The 19,366-nt window shown below is 64.4% G+C and carries 19 protein-coding genes and 1 pseudogene; 12 read left to right on the top strand and 8 right to left on the bottom strand.

The features are described from left to right. Positions 1–2 precede the first annotated feature (2 nt). The 4 genes from ligA to O7A60_RS03025 all read left to right on the top strand — a co-directional run bounded on the left by ligA (position 3) and on the right by O7A60_RS03025 (position 4,089). Positions 3–2,207, top strand: coding sequence for an NAD-dependent DNA ligase LigA (gene ligA / locus O7A60_RS03040; protein ID WP_337104965.1), 2,205 nt, complete (start codon positions 3–5; stop codon positions 2,205–2,207). Then, positions 2,204–2,899, top strand: a complete 696-nt coding sequence (locus O7A60_RS03035; RefSeq protein WP_337104964.1) for a DUF2461 domain-containing protein — start codon at positions 2,204–2,206, stop codon at positions 2,897–2,899. Before ligA ends, O7A60_RS03035 begins: the two co-directional genes overlap by 4 nt. A 168-nt stretch (positions 2,900–3,067) precedes the next feature. Next, a complete protein-coding gene (locus tag O7A60_RS03030) occupies positions 3,068–3,796 on the top strand; it encodes an AzlC family ABC transporter permease (protein WP_337104963.1) in 729 nt (242 codons plus the stop codon). Then, positions 3,793–4,089, top strand: a complete 297-nt coding sequence (locus O7A60_RS03025) for an AzlD family protein (protein ID WP_027141660.1) — start codon at positions 3,793–3,795, stop codon at positions 4,087–4,089. Before O7A60_RS03030 ends, O7A60_RS03025 begins: the two co-directional genes overlap by 4 nt. A 28-nt stretch (positions 4,090–4,117) precedes the next feature. Here O7A60_RS03025 and O7A60_RS03020 read toward each other — a convergent pair whose 3' ends face one another. From O7A60_RS03020 to O7A60_RS03010, 3 genes are all read right to left on the bottom strand, one after another. Next, complete coding sequence (locus tag O7A60_RS03020; protein WP_337104962.1) at positions 4,118–5,962, bottom strand: aminopeptidase P family protein; 1,845 nt, start codon at positions 5,960–5,962, stop codon at positions 4,118–4,120. 230 nt (positions 5,963–6,192) lie between these two features. Continuing rightward, positions 6,193–7,065, bottom strand: coding sequence for a 50S ribosomal protein L11 methyltransferase (locus O7A60_RS03015; RefSeq protein ID WP_337104961.1), 873 nt, complete (start codon positions 7,063–7,065; stop codon positions 6,193–6,195). 11 nt (positions 7,066–7,076) lie between these two features. After that, a complete protein-coding gene (locus O7A60_RS03010) occupies positions 7,077–7,655 on the bottom strand; it encodes an SCO family protein (RefSeq protein WP_337104960.1) in 579 nt (192 codons plus the stop codon). Positions 7,656–7,850: 195 nt separating this feature from the next. On the opposite strand from O7A60_RS03010, the gene O7A60_RS03005 reads away from it, so the two are divergent. From O7A60_RS03005 to O7A60_RS02995, 3 genes are all read left to right on the top strand, one after another. Then, positions 7,851–8,369, top strand: a complete 519-nt coding sequence (locus tag O7A60_RS03005; RefSeq protein ID WP_140502441.1) for a CreA family protein — start codon at positions 7,851–7,853, stop codon at positions 8,367–8,369. An 83-nt stretch (positions 8,370–8,452) separates the two neighbouring features. Next, positions 8,453–9,094 (top strand): DapH/DapD/GlmU-related protein, encoded by a 642-nt coding sequence (locus tag O7A60_RS03000; RefSeq protein ID WP_337104959.1) that lies wholly within the window; start codon positions 8,453–8,455, stop codon positions 9,092–9,094. Positions 9,095–9,415: 321 nt separating this feature from the next. Next, on the top strand, positions 9,416–9,844 hold the full coding sequence (locus O7A60_RS02995; protein WP_337104958.1) for a low affinity iron permease family protein: 429 nt from the start codon (positions 9,416–9,418) through the stop codon (positions 9,842–9,844). Positions 9,845–9,847: 3 nt separating this feature from the next. On the opposite strand, the gene O7A60_RS02990 is transcribed toward O7A60_RS02995, so the two are convergent. Continuing rightward, on the bottom strand, positions 9,848–10,714 hold the full coding sequence (locus tag O7A60_RS02990) for an SDR family NAD(P)-dependent oxidoreductase (protein ID WP_337104957.1): 867 nt from the start codon (positions 10,712–10,714) through the stop codon (positions 9,848–9,850). A 135-nt stretch (positions 10,715–10,849) separates the two neighbouring features. Here O7A60_RS02990 and O7A60_RS02985 point away from each other — a divergent pair, with 135 nt between their 5' ends. Continuing rightward, on the top strand, positions 10,850–11,131 hold the full coding sequence (locus tag O7A60_RS02985; protein WP_023792142.1) for a hypothetical protein: 282 nt from the start codon (positions 10,850–10,852) through the stop codon (positions 11,129–11,131). 81 nt (positions 11,132–11,212) lie between these two features. Here O7A60_RS02985 and O7A60_RS02980 read toward each other — a convergent pair whose 3' ends face one another. Next, positions 11,213–11,788 (bottom strand): TMEM175 family protein, encoded by a 576-nt coding sequence (locus O7A60_RS02980; RefSeq protein ID WP_337104956.1) that lies wholly within the window; start codon positions 11,786–11,788, stop codon positions 11,213–11,215. Between the two features lie 237 nt (positions 11,789–12,025). Between O7A60_RS02980 and O7A60_RS02975 the strand changes: the two genes are divergently transcribed. Together O7A60_RS02975 and O7A60_RS02970 are read left to right on the top strand one after the other, a co-directional pair. After that, complete coding sequence (locus O7A60_RS02975; RefSeq protein ID WP_337104955.1) at positions 12,026–12,451, top strand: SH3 domain-containing protein; 426 nt, start codon at positions 12,026–12,028, stop codon at positions 12,449–12,451. Between the two features lie 192 nt (positions 12,452–12,643). After that, entirely contained in the window at positions 12,644–13,849 is a 1,206-nt protein-coding gene (locus tag O7A60_RS02970; protein WP_337104954.1) for an MFS transporter, read from the top strand. 11 nt (positions 13,850–13,860) lie between these two features. Here O7A60_RS02970 and O7A60_RS02965 read toward each other — a convergent pair whose 3' ends face one another. Together O7A60_RS02965 and O7A60_RS02960 are read right to left on the bottom strand one after the other, a co-directional pair. Beyond that, entirely contained in the window at positions 13,861–14,298 is a 438-nt protein-coding gene (locus tag O7A60_RS02965) for an MATE family efflux transporter (protein WP_337105195.1), read from the bottom strand. Positions 14,299–14,315: 17 nt separating this feature from the next. Further along, on the bottom strand, positions 14,316–15,320 hold the full coding sequence (locus O7A60_RS02960; RefSeq protein ID WP_337104953.1) for an MATE family efflux transporter: 1,005 nt from the start codon (positions 15,318–15,320) through the stop codon (positions 14,316–14,318). Between the two features lie 157 nt (positions 15,321–15,477). Here O7A60_RS02960 and O7A60_RS02955 point away from each other — a divergent pair. Continuing rightward, a pseudogene (locus O7A60_RS02955) lies at positions 15,478–15,750 on the top strand (L,D-transpeptidase); the annotation flags it as partial. Positions 15,751–15,806: 56 nt separating this feature from the next. Here the strand turns inward: O7A60_RS02955 and O7A60_RS02950 are convergent. Further along, on the bottom strand, positions 15,807–17,276 hold the full coding sequence (locus O7A60_RS02950) for an esterase-like activity of phytase family protein (RefSeq protein ID WP_337104951.1): 1,470 nt from the start codon (positions 17,274–17,276) through the stop codon (positions 15,807–15,809). A gap of 217 nt (positions 17,277–17,493) precedes the next feature. Between O7A60_RS02950 and O7A60_RS02945 the strand changes: the two genes are divergently transcribed. Further along, positions 17,494–19,260 carry a trimethylamine methyltransferase family protein gene (locus O7A60_RS02945; protein WP_337104950.1) on the top strand — a complete coding sequence of 589 codons (1,767 nt, stop codon included), beginning with the start codon at positions 17,494–17,496 and terminating at the stop codon, positions 19,258–19,260. Positions 19,261–19,366 lie beyond the last annotated feature (106 nt).

The following is a 19,366-nucleotide window of genomic DNA, read 5'->3' as shown; positions in this document are numbered from 1 at the left end:
GCATGGTCGAAAAACCTGTCGATTCGCTCAGCGAAAGCGAGGCTGAAGCCGAACTCCAGCGTCTTGCCGAGGAGATCGCCGATCACGACCGGCGCTACCATGCCGAGGACGCGCCTACGATCACGGACGCGGAGTATGACGCGTTGCGGCGGCGTAATCTTGCCATCGAGGAGCGCTTTCCCGGGCTGGTGCGTGAGGATTCGCCCTCGCTCAGGGTGGGTGCCGCACCGGCGGAAGGCTTCACCAAGGTGCGCCATGCCGTGCCGATGCTCAGCCTCGCCAAGGCCTATACCGACGCTGACGTTGCCGATTTCATCGAGCGCGGCCGGCGCTTCTTCGACCGCGACAAGGATCTCGACATCGCCTTCACCGCCGAACCGAAGATCGACGGGCTGTCGGCGTCGTTGCGTTACGACAAGGGCGTGTTCGTGCAGGGGGCGACGCGCGGCGACGGTGCCGTCGGCGAGGACATCACCGCCAATCTCAGGACCATCGCCGACATTCCAGCAAGGCTGAAAGGTTCGGGCTGGCCCGAGACTATTGAGATACGCGGCGAGGTCTACATGACCTATGCGGAATTCGAGGCGCTCAAGGCGCGCTCGGCGGCTGTCGGTGGCCAGGATTACGTCAATCCGCGCAATACGGCGGCCGGGTCGCTGCGCCAGAAGGATCCATCCGTCACCGCCAGCCGCAATCTCAAATTCTTTGCCTATGCGTGGGGTTATACGACGGCGGATCCGGCACCAACGCAGTACGAAGCGGTGCAGAAATTCGCCGATTGGGGTTTCAAGATCAGTCCGCTGATGGTGCGGGCGAAGTCGGTCGAGGAGCTGGTCGCGCATTATCACCGGATCGAGGAGCAGCGCTCGTCGCTCGGCTATGACATAGACGGCGTCGTCTACAAAGTCGACCAGCTGGAGTTGCAGCGCCGCTGGGGCTTCGTCACCGGTGAGCCGCGCTGGGCCGTCGCGCACAAATTCCCGGCCGAACAGGCGATGACGACCGTGCAGAGGATCGACATCCAGGTCGGCCGGACCGGCACGCTGGCGCCGGTGGCGCGGCTGGCGCCGGTGACGGTCGGCGGCGTGGTGGTGGAAAACGTCACGCTGCACAATGAGGACTATATCAAGGGCCTGGACAGCACCGGCCAGCCGATCCGCGACGGTATCGACGTGCGCATCGGCGACACGGTCGTGATCCAGCGGGCAGGGGATGTCATCCCGCAGATCGTCAGTGTCGTCGTCGACAAGCGTCCGCCCAATGCCGTGCCTTACGAATTCCCGCACACCTGCCCGATCTGCGGTTCGCCGGCGACACGCGAGATCAACGAGAAGACCGGCAAGGAGGATTCGCGGCGCCGCTGCACCGGCGAATTGATCTGCCCGGCGCAAGCAGTGGAAGGGCTGCGCCACTTCGTGTCGCGCGGCGCCCTGGATATCGAGGGGCTGGGCGCGGAGAACATCGATACTTTCTTCAATGCCGGGTTGATCAAGACCGCCGCCGATATCTTCACCCTCAGGGAGCGCCGGCCCGCCGTGACCAAGGCGCTGGCCGAGCGGCGCGAGGAGCAGGCCAGGCAGCGCGAGGCAGCGTCCGGCAAGACCCGCAAGAACGTGCGCAGCGTCGAGGACCGCAACTATGAGGGGCTCGACAAGCTGTTCGCGGCCATCGATTCACGCCGCGAGCCGGAGCTCGACCGCTTCATTTTCGCGCTCGGCATCCGCCATATCGGCGAGACGACGGCTGCCGTGTTGGCCCGGACATTTTCAACCATCGAGGAGTTGATCCGCGTCGGCAAGGAGACGGCGGCGGCGGAGGATCCGCATGCCGTCTTCCCATCGATCAACGGCATTGGCGATACGGTGATCGATGCGCTGCGCGATTTCTTCGGCAATGAGCGCAATGACGACGTGCTGGAGAAGCTGCTGGAGCAGGTCAAACCGAAGCCGTATATCGTCACCGTCTCGGCCGACAGCGAGGTCGCCGGCAAGACGATCGTCTTTACCGGCTCGCTGGAAAAGATGACGCGCTCCGAAGCCAAGGCAATGGCCGAGCGTCTCGGCGCCAGGGTGGCCGGCTCGGTTTCGGCCAAGACCGATCTGCTGGTGGCGGGACCGGGTGCGGGCTCCAAGCTCAAGCTTGCCAGCGAACTCGGCATCGAAGTCATCGACGAGGACACCTGGCTGCAGCGGGTCGGCAAGTCGTGACGGGCGAAGCGTTCAAGGGGTTCGGCTCCAAGGCAATTCCGTTCCTGAAGGCATTGGATTTCCACCAGAGTCGCGAGTGGTTCCTGGAGAATCGCGACTTGTTCGAAAAGGAATTGCGCGACCCGCTGGGCGATCTCGTCGACACGCTTACGCAGCGTTTTGCGGAAGCCGGCCTCGGCCTGCGCGGCGATCGCAAGAAATCGCTGTTCCGCATCAACCGCGATGTGCGCTTCGCCAAGGATAAGCGACCCTATAACCGACATCTCTCGGCTATCCTGTCGCCGGACGGCACCAAGATGGAGCAGGGCGTGTTTTTCGTCCATATAGGGCTCGATCGCTGCTTTGCCGGCGTGGCCTGGTGGCAGCCGGCGCCGGAACTGCTGACGGCCATGCGCAAGGCCATCGCGAGCCATCCCGATACGTTTCGCGCCGTGGTGGCGGCGCTGAGGAAAAATGGCCTCGAACTCGATGCCGAAGGCGGCATGAAACGCACGCCGCGCGGCTTCGAAGAGGTCGCCGACAAGGACCTCGTCGCCGCCATCCGCAACCGGCATTTCGCCGTCCGCCACGCGATCGATCCGGCTGGTATCCACGGGCCGGAGCTGGTCGAGGAACTTGTCGATTTCACCTTGCGCGCCAAGCCGCTGCTCGACTGGGGCAGGGCGATCGAGGGCAAGACCGCGAAGGACTGAGCTTCCACGCAAGCGTCGACGATGATTTCCGCTGATCGTTTGGCTCAAGCGAATTCGTGTGACACGGCAAGGCATGCCACCTAAATACCGCCACTCCCTTTGTTGTCGTGCATGTCGTTGTCCCAAAACCGCTACGCTGTTTTGGGCGACATGCATCAGGAGTGGCCGATGGCGACGGACGTGATTTCTAAGAGCGGCGGCAAAAGCGATTTCTGGCAGGGCGTGCGGCTCTCCATGCCGGTCGTGGTGGCGTCGGCGCCGTTCGCCGTGCTGTTCGGCGCGCTCGCCGTCGACAATGGCTTCTCGGTCCTCGAAGCCTTCCTGATGAGCGCGCTGGTCTATGGCGGCGCCAGCCAGATGGTCGGCATCCAGCTGTTCGGCCAGCATGTCGCGCCGTGGCTGGTCGTGCTCTCGATCTTCGCCGTCAATTTCCGCCACGTGCTCTATTCCGCTGGCATTGGACGGCGCATCGCGCACTGGCCTGTCATCCAGCAGGCTCTCGGCTATTTCATCCTCACCGACCCGCAATTCGCGGTCGCGGAGGCGCGGGCGCAGTCCGGACAAACGGTCGGCTTCGCCTGGTATCTGGGGCTTGGCCTGCCGGTCTATCTGTTCTGGATCGTCGAAAGCGCGCTCGGCGCGCTGTTCGGCAAGCTCATCCCGGACACCCATGCGCTGGGCATCGATTTCCTGCTGCCGATCTATTTCCTCGGCCTCGTGATGGGCTTCCGCAAGCGCCCCTTGTGGTTGCCGGTGGTCGTCGCCAGTGCCTGCGCCTCGATCGTCGCTTACAAGACGGTGGGTTCGCCCTGGCACGTCTCCATAGGTGCCGTCGCCGGCGTGCTGCTCGCCGTCATTCTGCCGCCGCACCACAGCGGCGTGGAGGCAAGGTCATGAGCACAACATTCTGGATCATCATCGCCGGCGCGATCGCCACCTATCTCACGCGCATCGGTGGCCATCTGGTCATCTCTCGCTTCGATCACATCCATCCGCGCGTGGAAGCCGGTCTCAACGCCGTGCCGGCTGCCGTGTTGACCACGCTGGTGGCGCCGGAACTGTTGAATGCCGGACCGGCGGAGTGGGCAGCCCTGGTCGTCACGGCGGTGGTTTCGCTGCGCGGCGGGCTGATGGCGATGTTTCTGGCCGGGGCGGTGGTGCTGATCCTGGCACGGCAGTTCGTGGGGTAGGGCGCATCGCCCTTGGCGCCTCAAAAATTCAAATCTTCGCGTCGTGCGGCAGCGGTGCTGTCGCCTTTTCCAGCCAGGCCAGCGTTTCGCCGTCGAGCATCGGACCGATCTCGGTAAGCACGCGGGCGTGGTAGGTGTCGAGCCAGTGCAGCTCGTCACGAGTCAGCAGGTCCGATCGCACCAGCCTGACGTCGATCGGCGCCAGCGTCAGCGTCTCGAAGCCGTGCATGGCGATGTCGCCGCCCTCGATCTGTTCGGCCGGCGTCACCAGAATGAGGTTCTCGATGCGGATGCCGTAGGCGCCTTCCTTGTAATAACCAGGCTCGTTGGACAGCATCATGCCCTCGAGCAGCTTTTCGGTGCCGGTGCGGGCGATGCGTTGCGGACCCTCATGCACGGCCAGGTACGAGCCGACGCCATGACCGGTGCCATGGGCGAAATCGCAGCCATGCTTCCACAACGCCATGCGGGCGACGGCGTCGATCTCGGAGCCGCGCGTGCCGGCGGGGAAGCGCAACGTCGAAATGCCGATCATGCCTTTCAGCACCAGCGTGAAGCGCTCGCGCATCTCCTCGGTCGGCTGGCCGATTGGTACGGTGCGGGTGATGTCAGTGGTGCCATCCTGGTATTGCGCGCCGGAATCGAGCAGGAACAGCTCACCAGCCTGCAGCTTGCGGCTGGTGGCGCGCGAGACGCGGTAATGCATGATGGCGCCGTTCGGGCCGGCGCCGGAAATAGTGTCGAAGGAGACGTCGCGCAGCGGCATCTGGGTTTCCTCGCCGGTCTGCCGGCGGGTCTCTTCGAGCCTGGTGACGACCGCGATCTCGTCGAGGGAGCCGGGCTGCTGCCGGTCGAGCCAGCACAAAAGCTTGGCCACCGCCGCGCCGTCGCGGCGATGCGCGGCGCGTGAGCCGTTGGTCTCGGCCTGGTTTTTGGTGGCGCGCGGAATACGGGCGGGATCGGGCGCGGCAATCACCGTGCCGCCATTGTCCTCGACCAGCATGCGAAGGCGGTCGGCCGCCAGCACCGGATCGAGCGCGATTTTCGCGCCGCTTTTGGCAAGCGCCACGATCGCGGCGTCGAATTCGCCGGGTTCGTGCGGATCGGCAAGCTGGGTGAGATAGGCCGCCACCTGACGGGAGAACTTGCGTCGATCCATGAAAAGCTGGTGCGATCCGTCGGCGGCGAGAATGGCGAAGCCGAGCGCCAGCGGCGTATGCGGGACGTCGCCGCCACGAATATTGAAGGCCCAGGCGATAGAGGAGGGGTCGGTCAGCACCGCATGGGTGGCGCCGTCCTTGCCGATCGCCGTTGCCAGCCGCGCCAGCTTGTCCTTGGCGAGCTCGCCGGCAAAGCCGATCGGGTGCAGTTCGACGGGGGTTACGGGTGCGGGGGGCTGATCCTTCCAGATGATGTCGATCGGGTTCCTGTCTAGCGGCACCAGCACCGCGCCGGTCTTATCGGCGGAGGCCTGCAGCGCCTTGACCTCGCTGATCGTGTGCAGCCAGGGATCGAGGCCCAGCCGCGCCCCTTTGCCGATGTTGTCCCTGAGCCAGACAGCGGGCGGATTGTCGACCAGGCTCTCGATCGAAAAGATGCCGAGGTCGACTTCGTTGCGTACCTGCAGCGTGTAGCGCCCGTCGACAAAGACGAAGGCGCGGTCGCGCAGCACGACGGCGACGCCGGCCGAGCCGCTGAAGCCGGTCAGCCATTTCAGCCGTGCAGAACGATCGGCGACGTATTCGCCCTGGTGCTCGTCGGCGCGCGGAACGATGAAGCCATCGAGGCCATTGTCGCTGAGCCATTGGCGCAGCAGCGCCACGCGTGGCTTGCCGACTGCCGGATCGCCCGCGGAATCGAAGGTCTGGAACATGATGGGCCTCTTGATATCAGCTTGACCGTAGCGCATGGGCCTGGAAATCGGAATCGATTTCCGGCTGGCGCAACCTGCTACAGCATTGCCTGGCTGACAACCAAATGGGGCTGGTCCAGCCGTGGCCAGAAATGGACGGCGCCTGCATTCTCTTGGCGATGCCGCCTTGCCGACACGCATCAAGCTCCAGGATTCGAGGCCATTGAGGACCGGCGATGGCTTTGCCGGCCTCAGTGCTTGAGGTGGATCGTCACCCAGCCTTCGCGGTGTAAGGTGCTGATATGGCGGAAATTCTGGCCGACATAGGCCGATACCACCGCATCGCGCTGGCGGTCTAGGATGCCTGACAGCACCATCGAGCCGCCAAGCGCGATATGCCCTGCCATTTGCGGCGCCAGCCGCATCAGCGGCCGCGCCAATATGTTTGCGACGATGAGGTCGAAGGGCGCGCGCCTGGCGAAGATCGGGTGATGAAAGCCCGGCGCGGTCACCGTCTCGATGAGCGCCTTGACGTGGTTCAGCCGCGCATTGGCGGCGGCGACCTTGACCGCCACCGGATCGATGTCGGTGGCCAGCACCGGAATATGCGCCAGCTTGGCGACGGCGATCGCCAGCACCGCACTGCCTGTGCCGAGGTCGAGCGCGTTGCGCGGGTGCTCGCGCCGCACGACTTTCTCCAGCATTTCGAGGCATCCGGCGGTGGTGCCGTGATGGCCGGTGCCGAAGGCAAGGCCCGCCTCGATCTCGATGGCGAGCTCGCCGCTATGGCGCTTCCTGCTGTCATGCGCGCCATGGACGAAGAACCGGCCCGCGCGCACCGGCTTCAGGCCTTCCAGGGAACGTGCCACCCAGTCGATGTCGGGCAGCGCCTCGCGCTCGACCGGTCTCGACAAGGCGAGGCCGGCGAGAATGTCCTTCAGCCGCGCCTCAACCGCGTCGACGTCGCCATCGGCATAGAGCGAGACCTCATGGATGTCGGCGTCTTCGTCGACCTCCAGCACGGCGATCGGCAGGCCTTCATCCTCGAAGGACGTTTCGAGCGCCGCGAAGATGCGCTCGGCCTCGATCTTTCCGGTGGTGAAATGGAGCCGCGTTTGGGTCATGTGAATTCTGGTCAGCCGTTCGCGGCGAGGCGCTTCAGCTTCTCCACGGCGGTGTCGGCGCTCTCGCCATAGGCGATCGTGCCGGCAAAGTCGCCCTTGGCGTTGAGCAGCAGCACCGAGGCGGTGTGGTCCATGGTGTAGTCGCCGTCGCCGGTGTCGACCTTCTTCCAGTAGATGCCGAATGCCTTGGCCATGGCATGGACCTTGTCAGGGTCGCCGGTAATGCCGGTGATGCGGTCGGAGAAATTGCTGACATAGGCGTTCATGACCTGCGGTGTATCGCGCTCCGGATCGACCGAGACGAAATAGGCGTGCAAGTTCTTGCCGTCGTCGCCGAGCGTCTTCAGCCAGCCGGAGAGTTCGAACAGCGTGGTCGGGCAGACTTCAGGGCAATGGGTGAAGCCGAAGAAGACGACGCTGGGCTGGCCCCGGAAAGCGGCCTCGGTAATCGGTGCGCCTTTCTGGTCGACCAGGGTGAACGCCGCACCGAATGGCTCGCCGCCATAGTGGCCGCGATACCAGTCGAAGGTCAGCCAGCCGATGCCGGCGGCCATCAGGACGAGAATGCCGACCAGGATAGAACGCATCATCAGAAAAGTCCGTCTGTAATGTCATGGCGCGCCGGCCAAAGCCGTGCGCCCCTTGTTCGGCCACAGTCTTAGCGGTTCAGCCTCGCACAGGCAAAGTGCCGCGTTGCCGCAACCGCTGTGGTGTTGACGCATCTGCTTGCAAAGCCGCACAGCCCGCCCCACCTGAGACCGGCAACTCGAACCGAGGAGGCTTCTTTGCTCGAACTGATTGGGCTCAAACTGACTGGGCGGAAACTGATCGGCGGCGCGTTGGCGGCATGCGTTGCGCTTGGCGCCGGTAGCGCCGTTGCCGAGGAAGTCGGCAAGGTCGGCGTCGACTGGGTCGGCAACGACATCATCATCGACGCGATCAAGGACCCGAAGGTGGATGGCGTGACCTGCCATGTCTCCTATTTCGACCGAAGCGTCATCGACCGCCTGCACAAGGGCAATTGGTTCGAGGATCCCAGCGACTCCTCGATTTCGTGCCGCCAGACCGGGCCAATCACCATCGGCGACATCGACATGAGCGAGGGCGGCGAGGAGGTATTCAAGCAAGGTCTCAGCCTGATCTGGAAGAAGCAGGTGGTGAACCGCATCTACGACAAGAAGAACGAGACGCTGATCTATCTGTCGCACTCGCGCCAGGTGCAGAACGGCTCGGCCAAGATGTCGGTTACGACGGTGCCGCTCTACGGCCAGAACGTGGTGTGGAGCAACAGCAAGCCGAAATAGGCGGGCGAACTCTTCCTGGTGCTACTCTGACGATGATCGGCTCCTGCTTGCGGGACCAATCGACCTGACGTAAAGCCGCCGGCATGGACCGTTCCGAAGATCTCGTCGCGAAAGACCCCGAGCCGCGCATCCATCCAACGGCGGAGATGAAGGGCTGCAAGCTTGGCCGCTACGCCGCGATCGGCGAACGCGTCGTGCTGCGCGAGGTGATCGTCGGCGATTTCTCCTATTTCGAACGTCATGCCGAGGCGATCTATACGACGATCGGCAAATTCTGCTCCATCGCCGCCAACAGCCGCATCAATGCGCTGGAGCATCCGATCGAGCGGCTGACCCAGCATAAGGTCAGCTATCGGCCGAACGAATATTTTCGCTGGCTGGGTGTCGATGCCGCGTTTCGCGAGCGGCGGCGGTCGAAGGCCGTGACCATCGGCCATGATGTCTGGATCGGCCACGGCGCGGTCATCTTGCCTGGCATCGCCATCGGCAATGGCGCGGTCATCGGCGCCAATGCGGTGGTGACGCGGGACGTGCCATCCTACACGATCGTCGCCGGCGTGCCGGCGAAGCCGATCAGGCTGCGCTTTGCCCCTGAAATAGCGGCACGCATCGAGGCTCTCGCCTGGTGGGACTGGCCGGTCGAGAAACTCGCCAGGGCGGTTCCCGACATGCAGGCAATGCCGATCGAAGCCTTCCTCGACCGCTGGGAAAACGACGCCGTTTAATCTCCCGCGGAGAACGGTTTGGGCCTCGCCGTCACGGCTGCGCAGGGAGCTGTTCTTGGCGCTCTCCGGAATGAAACCCCTTCCGCCATGCGGGGGTGGCGCGGCGGAAGGGGCTGGAGGTAAACCGCTGTGAAGCGGAAGGAACAGGCTCTTGCCTGCGCGGCTACCATGACATTGAACCGATAAGGTGTGTTTTGTGCCGAATGCGCGCTTCGCGTGCATTTAATTGTATCGGTTGTATTTTTTGGCCGCGGGAACCTGAAATGGCTGGTGGTTGTTTCCTCTTGTGCCCGCACGGAGCCGCGCTGTCTGAGGGAGTTCATGATCGAGAAGCTTTTCACCAAAATCGCCAACCGGGTAGCTCACCTTGCTGGCCTGTCCCCCACGTTCGCACTCTGTTGCCTGATCGTCATCGTCTGGGGCCTAAGCGGGCCACTCTTCGCGTTCTCGGACACCTGGCAACTGGTGATCAACACCGGGACGACAATCATCACCTTCCTGATGGTGTTTCTCATCCAGAACACCCAGAATCGCGACGGCGCGGCGATCCAGGCCAAGCTCGATGAGCTGATACGGGTCAGCGCGGCCAAAAACACCTTCATCGGCATCGAGCACCTGACTGAAGCCGAGGTCCAGGAGATCCGCGCCAAATGCGAGCGGGCGGCTAAGCGGCACGACGAGAAGGTCGCCACCATGGCGGCCAAGAAGGCGGTTGCCCAGAAGCGGGGCGCGAAAAAGAGCGTGGCTTGAGGCTCAGCCTTTCATGAACGCCGCGAACGCATCCTTGTGGTCGGGGTGCCAGCGCGACAAGGCAGGGCGGTTTTCGATGATGTCGCCGATCGCCCAGGCCATGCGCTTTTCGTCCAGCGGCCGCGCGGCCTCATTGTCGGGGCACAGGATGTAGAAGTCACCCCTGACCAGCGATTCCAGCATGAAATCAATCACCTGCTCACCGGTCCACGCCCCCGCCGGCTTTTCCGTCGCGCCTTCGGTCAGGCCGGTATAGGTGAAGCCGGGGATAAGCAGATGCGCCGACAGGCGGGCGCCAGGCTCATTCCTCAGCGCATGCGCCAGACCCTCGGTAAAGGTCTTCACGCCGGCCTTGGAAACGTTGTAGGCGAGGTTGCCGGGCGGCGTGGTGATGCCTTGCTTGGAGCCGGTGTTGACGATCAGGCCCGGCTTGGCCGATGCGAGCATGCGTGGCGCGAAGGCTTCGACGCCATGCACGACGCCCCAGAAATTGATGTCGAGCAGCCGTTTCCAGCCGTCGCGGTTGTCCCAGGGTTTTCCCGGGTTGTCGCCGACGCCGGCATTGTTTATCAGCAGCGAGACGTCGCCGAAGGCGCCGAATGCCCGGTCGGCCAAACGATCCACCTCATCGGCCTTCGACACGTCCGATGCAACGGCAAGCACGGCGTCTTCGCCGGCAATCGCGGCAACGGCTCGCGAGGCATCGTCGAGGCGCGGGCCGCCAATGTCGGCGAGCACGATCTTCATGCCCATCAGCGCCAGCCGTTTGGCCGCCGCAAGACCAATGCCGCTGGCGGCGCCGGTGATGACGGCGGTATTGCCTTGGCCAAGCGCGGGCAAGGCGGTCTGGATCTCGGTATCGGGGATCATCGGCGATGCTTTCCTTTTTCGATGGCGCCGAACTTAGCGCCGGAACGGGCTTGTGCAAGCCGCCGTCGGGGCTTGTCGGGTTGACCAGTCCGGTCGTGGCTGCGCATGCTGCGATGCCAAAAGGGAGATTTCCGATTGACGGATTGGGTTGCAATTCTGAAGGAGCAGACCGCCACCGGCGACCAGATGGGGCGCGAGGTGCCACAGATGCTGGCCAACCCGGATATCAGCGAAGCCCAGGTGAAAACCTTGTTCTCCGCATTGGAAAAACAAGCGGAGTTCGTCGAGAAGCTGCGCATGGCGCTGGAGAAGTTCGGCCATGATTTCTCGATCATCAAGGCGGCGGAGCGGCTGGAAGAGCGCTATGCCGACCTTGCCGCTTCCGTGGCGGAGAAGCTGAAGGCGATGCGCGGTTAAGCAATTCCAAGAGAGGCGTGAGGCGGTTTTCCCGGGAAAAGCGCATAGCGCTTTCCCTAGGGGATTGCGCCGGACAAAGAGCTATTTTTCGAGAACGCGCGAAAAACGCGTATCCGGCACCAGCCAGACCAGGGCGACGGCGACATAGAGCGCGACGCCGATCCACCGGTCGAGGAAGGTCAGTCCAACGGCCGCTATGTAGACGGTGAGCGAAATCCTCCCCTTGCGGTCGCGGCCGATCGCCTTGGCGAATGCGGTATCCGGCCCATGCAGCCGATGCAGCGCAATGACCAGGATGCTGTAGGCGGTCGCACACATTACAAGGTCGAAACCGTAAACCGCGACGGGAACCGTGGCGAAATGGTTCTCGCCCATGAAGGCGGTCGTCATCGGCATCAGGGACAGCCAGAACAACAGATGCAGGTTCGCCCAAAGCACGTGGCCGTCGACACGCTGCACGGTGTGGAACATATTGTGCAGATTGTTCCAGTAGATGCCGACATTGATGAAGGAGAGCACGTAGCACAGGAAGATCGGCCACTGCGGCAGCAGCGCCGAAAAATCCTCGCCTTCCGGCACCTTCAGGTCCAGCACCATGATGGTGATGATGATCGCCATCACGCCGTCGGTGAATGCCTCGACCCTACCTTTGCCCATGATCACCACCCCAGTCCGCGATGAGTTGCCGAAAGATAGTAATCGTTAGCGGATGTTGGCGCGCGATAAACAGTGCGAGGAAAACTCCTCAACTATATCAGGGGAAACTTCCACGCAGGACCGGTGATCGTGGTGATCGGCCCTGGCAGCTTGTTGACTTTTCTTGCCGCGGCCTCTCCCGTTGCGATGCTGTCCCGGCCGAAGCAGTCGAACGGCCGGCACTCGATGGAGGGACCGATGAGATTTCGATTTCTGCTTGCGATAGCGACCATTCTGGCCGCCTTCTTCGGGACGTCCGCCGCTGCCTTCGCCTACGGCGCCCATACCACGACCAGCCTCAACGTGCGTACCGGGCCTGGCGCGGAATACGCCAAGGTCGGGACGCTGCCGGCCGGCTTCCGGGTTGACGTGACCGGCTGCCAGCCTGGCTGGTGCAGGATCCATGGCGGCGGTGTGAGCGGCTGGGCCAGCTCCGGCTATCTCTCGCGGGCCCAAGTCGTGCATCCGCCGGTTATCATCGTGCGCCCGCCGCATCGGCCGCCATACTGGCACCATCGGCCATCACCGCCCTCCGCACCATCGCCCACCGCACAAGCCGCGTCCCGGCAAGTGCAAGATCGCGCCCGGTTTTTCCTGCAAGTAGGCCCGGTTTCCCGCAAATAGACTGATTGCATCTGATACGGCACAAGGGGTGCCGTGATGGATCGGGGCCGCAGACCCTGATCCGCATTTGTGCGTTCATCGGCCTGGTCAGGCAAGGCCCACCGTGGTGTCAGGAGCGTGGCCGTTCACCGGAACACCGGCGGGAAGGGCGCGTTAACGTCGCGATCCCTGAAACTGATGACGAGGTTGGCCATGGCCTTTCGTGATTTGGCGCAAACTCAGAACGAGGCCGGCGACGTCCTCGCGATCCCGACTGTCGCGGCGATGATCGCGGTGCTGTTTGCCGGCAGCACGGCGCTGACGCCTCTCTATATCATCTACAAGCAGCAGTTCGGCTTTTCGCAGATCACCTTGACGCTGATCTACGCGGTCTATGTTGTCGGCAATCTCGGCGCCTTGCTGGTGTTCGGTGGCGTGTCGGATGTTGTCGGACGCCGACCCACCGCCCTGGCGGCGATGATCGTGGCCATTGTCAGCGCGCTTATCTTCCTGTTCGCCGGAAATGTCGTCTCGCTCGACGTGGCGCGCATCCTGAGCGGGCTTGGCATCGGCGTTGGCGCCGGAACGGGAACCGCCTGGATTGCCGAGCTTCTCCCCGCCGCCGACAAATCACGTGCCAGCGTCATCACCACCAGCACCAATTTCCTCGGTCTCGGTTTCGGGTCGCTGATATCGGGCCTGTTGGCTCAATACGAGCCCTGGCCCCTGCGGCTGGTCTTCGTCGTCTATCTCGTGGCACTCGCGGTGGTGGCGGTCCTGGTCTGGCGTACCCGTGAAACGGTGGCGAAGCCGGGTGGCCTCGGGCGGATTTCGATGCGGCCGCGCCTCTCCGTGCCTCAGAAGATACGCACGCGCTTCGTCGCACCGGCGGTGACCGGTTTCGGCGCGATGGCGCTGGTCGGCTTCTATGCCGCGTTGGCGCCGAGCATCCTGGCGCAGCAGCTGCACGAAACGAACCATGCCGTTGCCGGCGCGCTGTTCTTTGAACTGGCGATCGTCGCTGCGGCCAGCATCGTGGCGCTGATGCGGGTGCAGAGCAGCAAGGCCATGCTGGCCGCCCTGGCCCTGATGATCCCAAGCGTGCTGGTGGTGGTGGCGGCGCAGATGCTGGCCTCGATGACGCTGATGATCGTGGCGACGGCCAGCTGCGGTGTCGTGGCCGCGCTTGGCTACCGAGGCGGCCTGCAGGTGGTGAACGAGATCGCGCCGCAGGACCGCCGTGCCGAAGTGGTGTCCAGCTTCTTCGTCTGCTGCTTTGTCGGCAACGCCTTGCCTGTCATCGGCATCGGCGTCGTGTCGACCTATGCCAGCCCCGTCGCCGCGAGCCTGGCCTTCGCGGCCATGATCATCGCGTTCGCGCTGGTGGCGCTCGCCTTCGGGCTCAGACAGAGGCGTTGAGCAGCCGTGCTTCAGCCGTTAGGCGTTTCAGGTGCCATGTTCGCGCGCTGGCGCGGCACGCCGAGCCCGGTGTCGGGCGGTTCGCCGGCAGCCGGCCTGTTCTCGATCATGTGCAAGGTGCGCCAGCCGCCGAAGCGGTAGTAGGCCGCGGCCAGGACCAGCGAGGCGATCGAACCGGCCGGGAAACTCCACCACAGCGCTTCCTCGCCGATCACGCCGCGCATGTAATAGGCAAAGCCGGTGCGCACGATGAGCACCGAGATCACCAGGATGATCAGCGGCGGCATCACGGCTCCCGTGGCGCGCACCGTGGCGAACAGCACGATGGTGATGCCGAACAGGATGAACGACCAGGATGCTACGGTGTTGATGTGGGCGGCGATATCGATCGCGGCGCTGTCACTGCTCAGGAACAGGCTCAGGATCGAGCGATCGAAGACCCATAGCAGCGCGACGAGGGCGCCGGTCAGGACGAGGTTGAAGCCGACGCGGAGGCGGCAACGCGGCCGATCCGGTCCCAGCGGCCGGCGCCGACATTCTGCGCCGCCATGGAAGAAACCGCGGCGCCGATCGCGAGCGCCGGCATCTGGATGTAGGTCCAGAGCTGCGCGGCGATGCCGTAGGCGGCGGCGACTTGCGAACCATAGGAATTGACGATGCCCATCACCGTCAGTGCCGCCGCCGAGATGACGATCATCTGCAGGCCCATCGGCACGCCCTTGAAGACGACGATGCGCAGCAGCGCCGGATCCGGGCGAAGCAGGGCGAGATTGGTGCCGGCCAGCCGCAACGGATGCTTGCGCGCGTAGAGCACGACGAGGATGGCGATAACGCTCAGGGTCTGGCCGATCAGCGTCGAGGTGGCGGACCCGGCGATGCCGAGTTCGGGAAACGGGCCGATGCCGCGGATGAGCAGGGGATTGAGCACGATGTCGAGCACGACCGCCAGCGCCATGAAGATGAAGGGCGTGCGGGAATCGCCCGCACCGCGCAGCACGGTCATGACGAAGGACAGGAGGTTCATCATCGGCACGGCGACGAAGATGATGCGCAGGTAGGAGCGTGCGAGCGGCAAGGCGTCGGCCGGCGTGCCAAGCGCGCCCAGGATGGCGTCGACCCAGATCCAGCCGCAGACCGCGAAGACCACCGAAACGAGGAAGAAGAAAGTGGCGCTGGTGCCGACGATGCGGCGTGCCTCGGGCAGGTCGCGGGCGCCGACCGACTGCGCCACCAGGATGGTGGCCGCCATGCCGATGCCGAACACCGTGCCGAGGATCAGGAACAGGACAAGGTTGGCGTTGGAGGTCGCCGTCAGCGCCGATTCGCCGAGGAAGCGGCCAACCCAAACGGCATTGACCGAGCCGTTCAGCGATTGCAGAACGTTGGAGCCGAGCACCGGCAAGGCGAAGAGCAGCAGCGTGCGTGGGATCGGGCCGCTGGTCAGGTCGCCGGTGCGCCGACGCGCGGGCATTTTTTCGTTCATTGCCGACAGAGCCTATCTCGAGTCCGGTGCGCGATGATTGCAGATTCAACCCGACAGGTCGATGCGGGGCGCGAACGGTCCACGGTGCTCACGCCATGATCCATCCTGTTCTCAAAGCTTGCGGAATGGGATATTGATCCCAAGCGCCCGCGCGCTCTATCTCTTCCGCGACGGCAAGGACACGATGTACCGGCTGCACGGCACGCCGGAATGGGATTCCATCGGCAAGAACGCGTCGTCCGGCTGCGTGCGCTTCATGAACCAGGACATCATCGACCTCTACAGCCGCGTCAACGGCCCCGCCCAGGTCTTCGTGCGGCCCAACCTGTCTGCCGCCGGCAAGATCATGGCCGTGTCGAGCAGGACGGCCGAGCCGATCGATGCGGGCGTGCCGAAGGACGCCGAGTTCTTGAAGTAAGCCTTCACGACCTGCTCAGGCGGACGCGCCAGGCGCGCCCGCTTGTGCGGTGATCGTTACTTCTTGCCGAGACCCGGCAGCGTGACCTGATAGACCAGGAACATGGTGTCGACATCGGCGCCGTCATCGGCCTTGTAGGGCGCGCCGACCTGGAAGCCGTCCTGGGCGAGGAAGTCGTTGTCGTTGCCGACGAACAGGAAATAGTCGTCGGGCAGCTTCGGGTCGAGGACGCTGGCCAACGACATCGCTTCCCACTTCTCCGAAAGCTCGTTGTGGTCCTTCGCCCCACCATTGTGCAGGCCGAAGCGGCCAAGCTCGGCGGCGGCGTTGATGTCGATGAACGGCGTCAGCTTGGCCGGCGTCACCGAGGGATCAAGCACGCCCTTGGGCGCTAGCGGCTTGTCGGCCGCGTCGAAGGCGCCGCCCGCGATGTCGGTCGCCCCGGACACGTCGACGATGTTGATCTGGCGGTAGAGCGAAGCGTCACCCTTCTTCAGGCCCTGGCCGTTGCCGCTGTCGCGCGCCAGCATCAGGAAGGATGTGTCCGAAAGCGCCACGATCTCGCTCTGCGCGGCGACCTTGGTCTTGCCCTTGGCATCCTTGAACACCGGCAGCGGCACGACGTATTCATGCGCGAGCTTCAGATGGGCGAGGTCGGAGGCATCGTAAACCAACGCCCGGGTGTTCTGGCGCGTCGAGGGTGAATCGCCGCCGTCCTGCCTCGGCGCCGACTGCAGCACGGCGATCAGGAACTTGCCGTCCGGCGTCATCGCCATGCCTTCGAGGCCCTGGTTGTTCTGGCGCCCGGTTTCGGGATCCTTCGGATCAGGGTCGGCGGCAGCCGGACCGGGATTGTCGGAGGAGAAGTTCGGCGCTCCCTTGCGCATCGGCACGAGGGCCGCCGGCGGCTGGGTCGCCGACATCAGGCGGCCTTGCGCGGAGAACCTGTAGATGTTGGGGCCGTACTCGTCGGAGATGAACATCGAACCGTCGGGCAGCCGCACGATGGCCTCATTGTCGAGAGCGAGCTTGCCGTTGGTGGCGACGGGCAGCATCGGCATGTCGCCGGCCGCGGCGCGTACATCCGACAGCGGATCGAGGCCGGTGGCATCGGCGCCCTTGTCGTCGGTGAGAAGCATGGTGTCGGCAAGCGTCGCCTTGACGCCCGTCTGCTCCTGGCCGGCGGCGGGAGCCGCACCCGGCGCGACAGGCGTGAACTCGATGCCGATGGTGTTGAGGCGCGGCCGGTAGTCGGTGGTACCGGCGACATTGTAGCCACGGTCGGGCAGGAGCCAGAGCGATCCCTTGTAGGTGCCGGCATCATGCGTCCAGCCTGTAGTGTCGATTGCCATGCCGGAGCCCGAGCCGAAGGTCTCGCCGAACTTGTCGCGCTGAGCAGCCGGCATGCGGCCGACGCCGACCAGGCCCTTGTTGATGTAGGCCACGCCGTCGGCAAGCGCCGGTGTCAGGGCGGTGAACAAGGCCAGCGCGACGCCGAGCGAGGCGGTTCGGTGCGGGTGTTTCATGGACAATCCCCTTTGTGACGAAGCATGCCGGAGCGGCCGAAGGACAAGAACGGAAAGAGGTGCCGCATCGACGATGCCGCGCGCGCCTCCCCAAAAGCGATCTAAGGCGTGAACATGATGCTTGCGTGACAGTGCGCGATGCCGGTCCGCCAGCGTACTGGACACTTATGTCTAGTACATATAGAGTGCCGGCTTCGAACTGACCGGAAGGGAAGCCTTGAGGCCGCCGCGCGGCTTCGTCACCTCGGGCGGATTTGGCTACACGATCGGCAAGAGCGTCGCGCTGGCGTTGGTGGACGACGATTTCGCCGGGGAGGGAACGCAGCTTTGCGTGCACAGTGTCGGCGTCGAACGGCCTGCGCGGGTCATCGCGGTCTCGCCCTATGATCCCCCAGGGCAAGGCGATGCGGCAATGAGGAGGGAATTCGCGATGATCGATGAGGCGGCACGAGACAGCAGGCGCGAACGCCGGCGCGGACGCACGGGCGAGGCCGGCAGCGAATCAAGCCGCAAGCCCAATTACCGCTCGCTGAAGAACCCATTCCTGCCACAGCCGATCTTTTCCGACGACCAGGTGGCGTCGATCCACGACACGGCGCTGCGCGTGCTGGAAGAACTGGGCATCAAGGTGCTGCTGCCCGAGGCGCGCGAAGTGTTCGCCCGCGCCGGCGCCCTGGTCGATCCCGACACCGACATGGTGCGCATCGGCCGCGACATGGTGGTGGCAGCCCTAGCCTCGGCGCCGCGATCGATCCACGCCAATGCAGGCGCGCGTGCTCGTGATCTGTCGCTCGAACTGGGCTCGATGACGTTCCTGGCGGGCTCCGGCGCGCCCAACGTCACCGATCTCGACCGCGGCCGGCGCCCCGGAACGCTGGTCGCCTTCGAGGAGCTCATCAAGCTGGTGCAGCATTTCGATGTCTTGCACATGCTGGGACCGTGTATCGAACCGCAGGACATCGACAATCGTTTTCGCCATTATGCCGTCAATCGGGCGCAGCTGACATTGTCCGACAAATTCCCATTCGTGTTCGCGCGCGGCACGCCGCAGGTCGATGACAGTTTCGAGATGATCAGGCTGGCCCGCGGGCTGTCCGAGGACGAGTTCCGCTCGGGCGCGCATTGCTACACCGTCATCAACACCAACTCGCCGCGCCAGCTCGATGTTCCCATGGCGCAAGGCATCATCGACTTCGCCAAGGCGGGCCAAGTCCTGATCATCACGCCGTTCTGCCTGGCCGGTGCGATGGCGCCGATCACAGTGGCCGGCGCCCTCACGCTGCAGCATGCCGAAGCGCTGGCCGGGCTGACGCTGGCGCAGATCGTGCGGCCGGGCGCGCCGGTGGTCTACGGTTCCTTCTCCTCCAATGTCGACATGAAATCGGGAGCACCGGCCTTCGGCACGCCGGAGCACGTTAAGGCCACGCTCGGTGCGGGCCAACTGGCGCGCTTCACCGGTCTGCCCTGGCGCTCGGGCGGCGGCAGCGCCGCCAACATTTCGGACGCGCAGGCCGCGCACGAGACGCAGTTCGCGCTGTGGGGCTCGGTGCTTTCGGGCGCCACCGTCTGCATCCATGCGGCCGGCTGGCTGGAAGGAGGCTTGAGTGTTTCCCTGGAAAAGCTGGTCACCGACATCGAAGCGCTGCAGACGGTCGCGGAACTTTGTACAGCAACGCCCGGCGACGACGACGCAATCGGCTTCGAGGCCATCGCCGAAGTGCAGCCGGGCGGCCACTTCTTCTCGGCCAGCCATACCATGGCGCGCTACCGTACCGCCTTCTACGAGCCGCTGGTGGCCGACTGGTCGAATTTCGGCAACTGGACGCAAAGCGGGTCGAAGAACGCCACCGAACGCGCCACCGGCGTCTGGAAACGCATCCTCGCCGATTTCGAGCCGCCGGCAACGGCGGCCGCCACGTCAGGCGTGCTCGATGCATTCATCGCGCGGCGCACGGAAGAGGGCGGCGCGGCACCGGTGTCGTGAGATAGCTCGCGGATCCACCGTCCTGAATTGTGGCCGTTGTCCCGGAACCCGCGGCGCTTCCCACGCATTCATGGAAGCGGGCCAATGCCTGGCTTCATTCGCGAGC

The sequence above is a fragment of the Mesorhizobium salmacidum (SeqCode) genome (assembly GCF_037179605.1).
GTDB classification, from domain to species: domain Bacteria; phylum Pseudomonadota; class Alphaproteobacteria; order Rhizobiales; family Rhizobiaceae; genus Mesorhizobium; species Mesorhizobium salmacidum.
The sequence above is the reverse complement of the archived record's forward strand: the minus strand, read 5'-3'. Positions and strand labels throughout refer to the sequence as shown.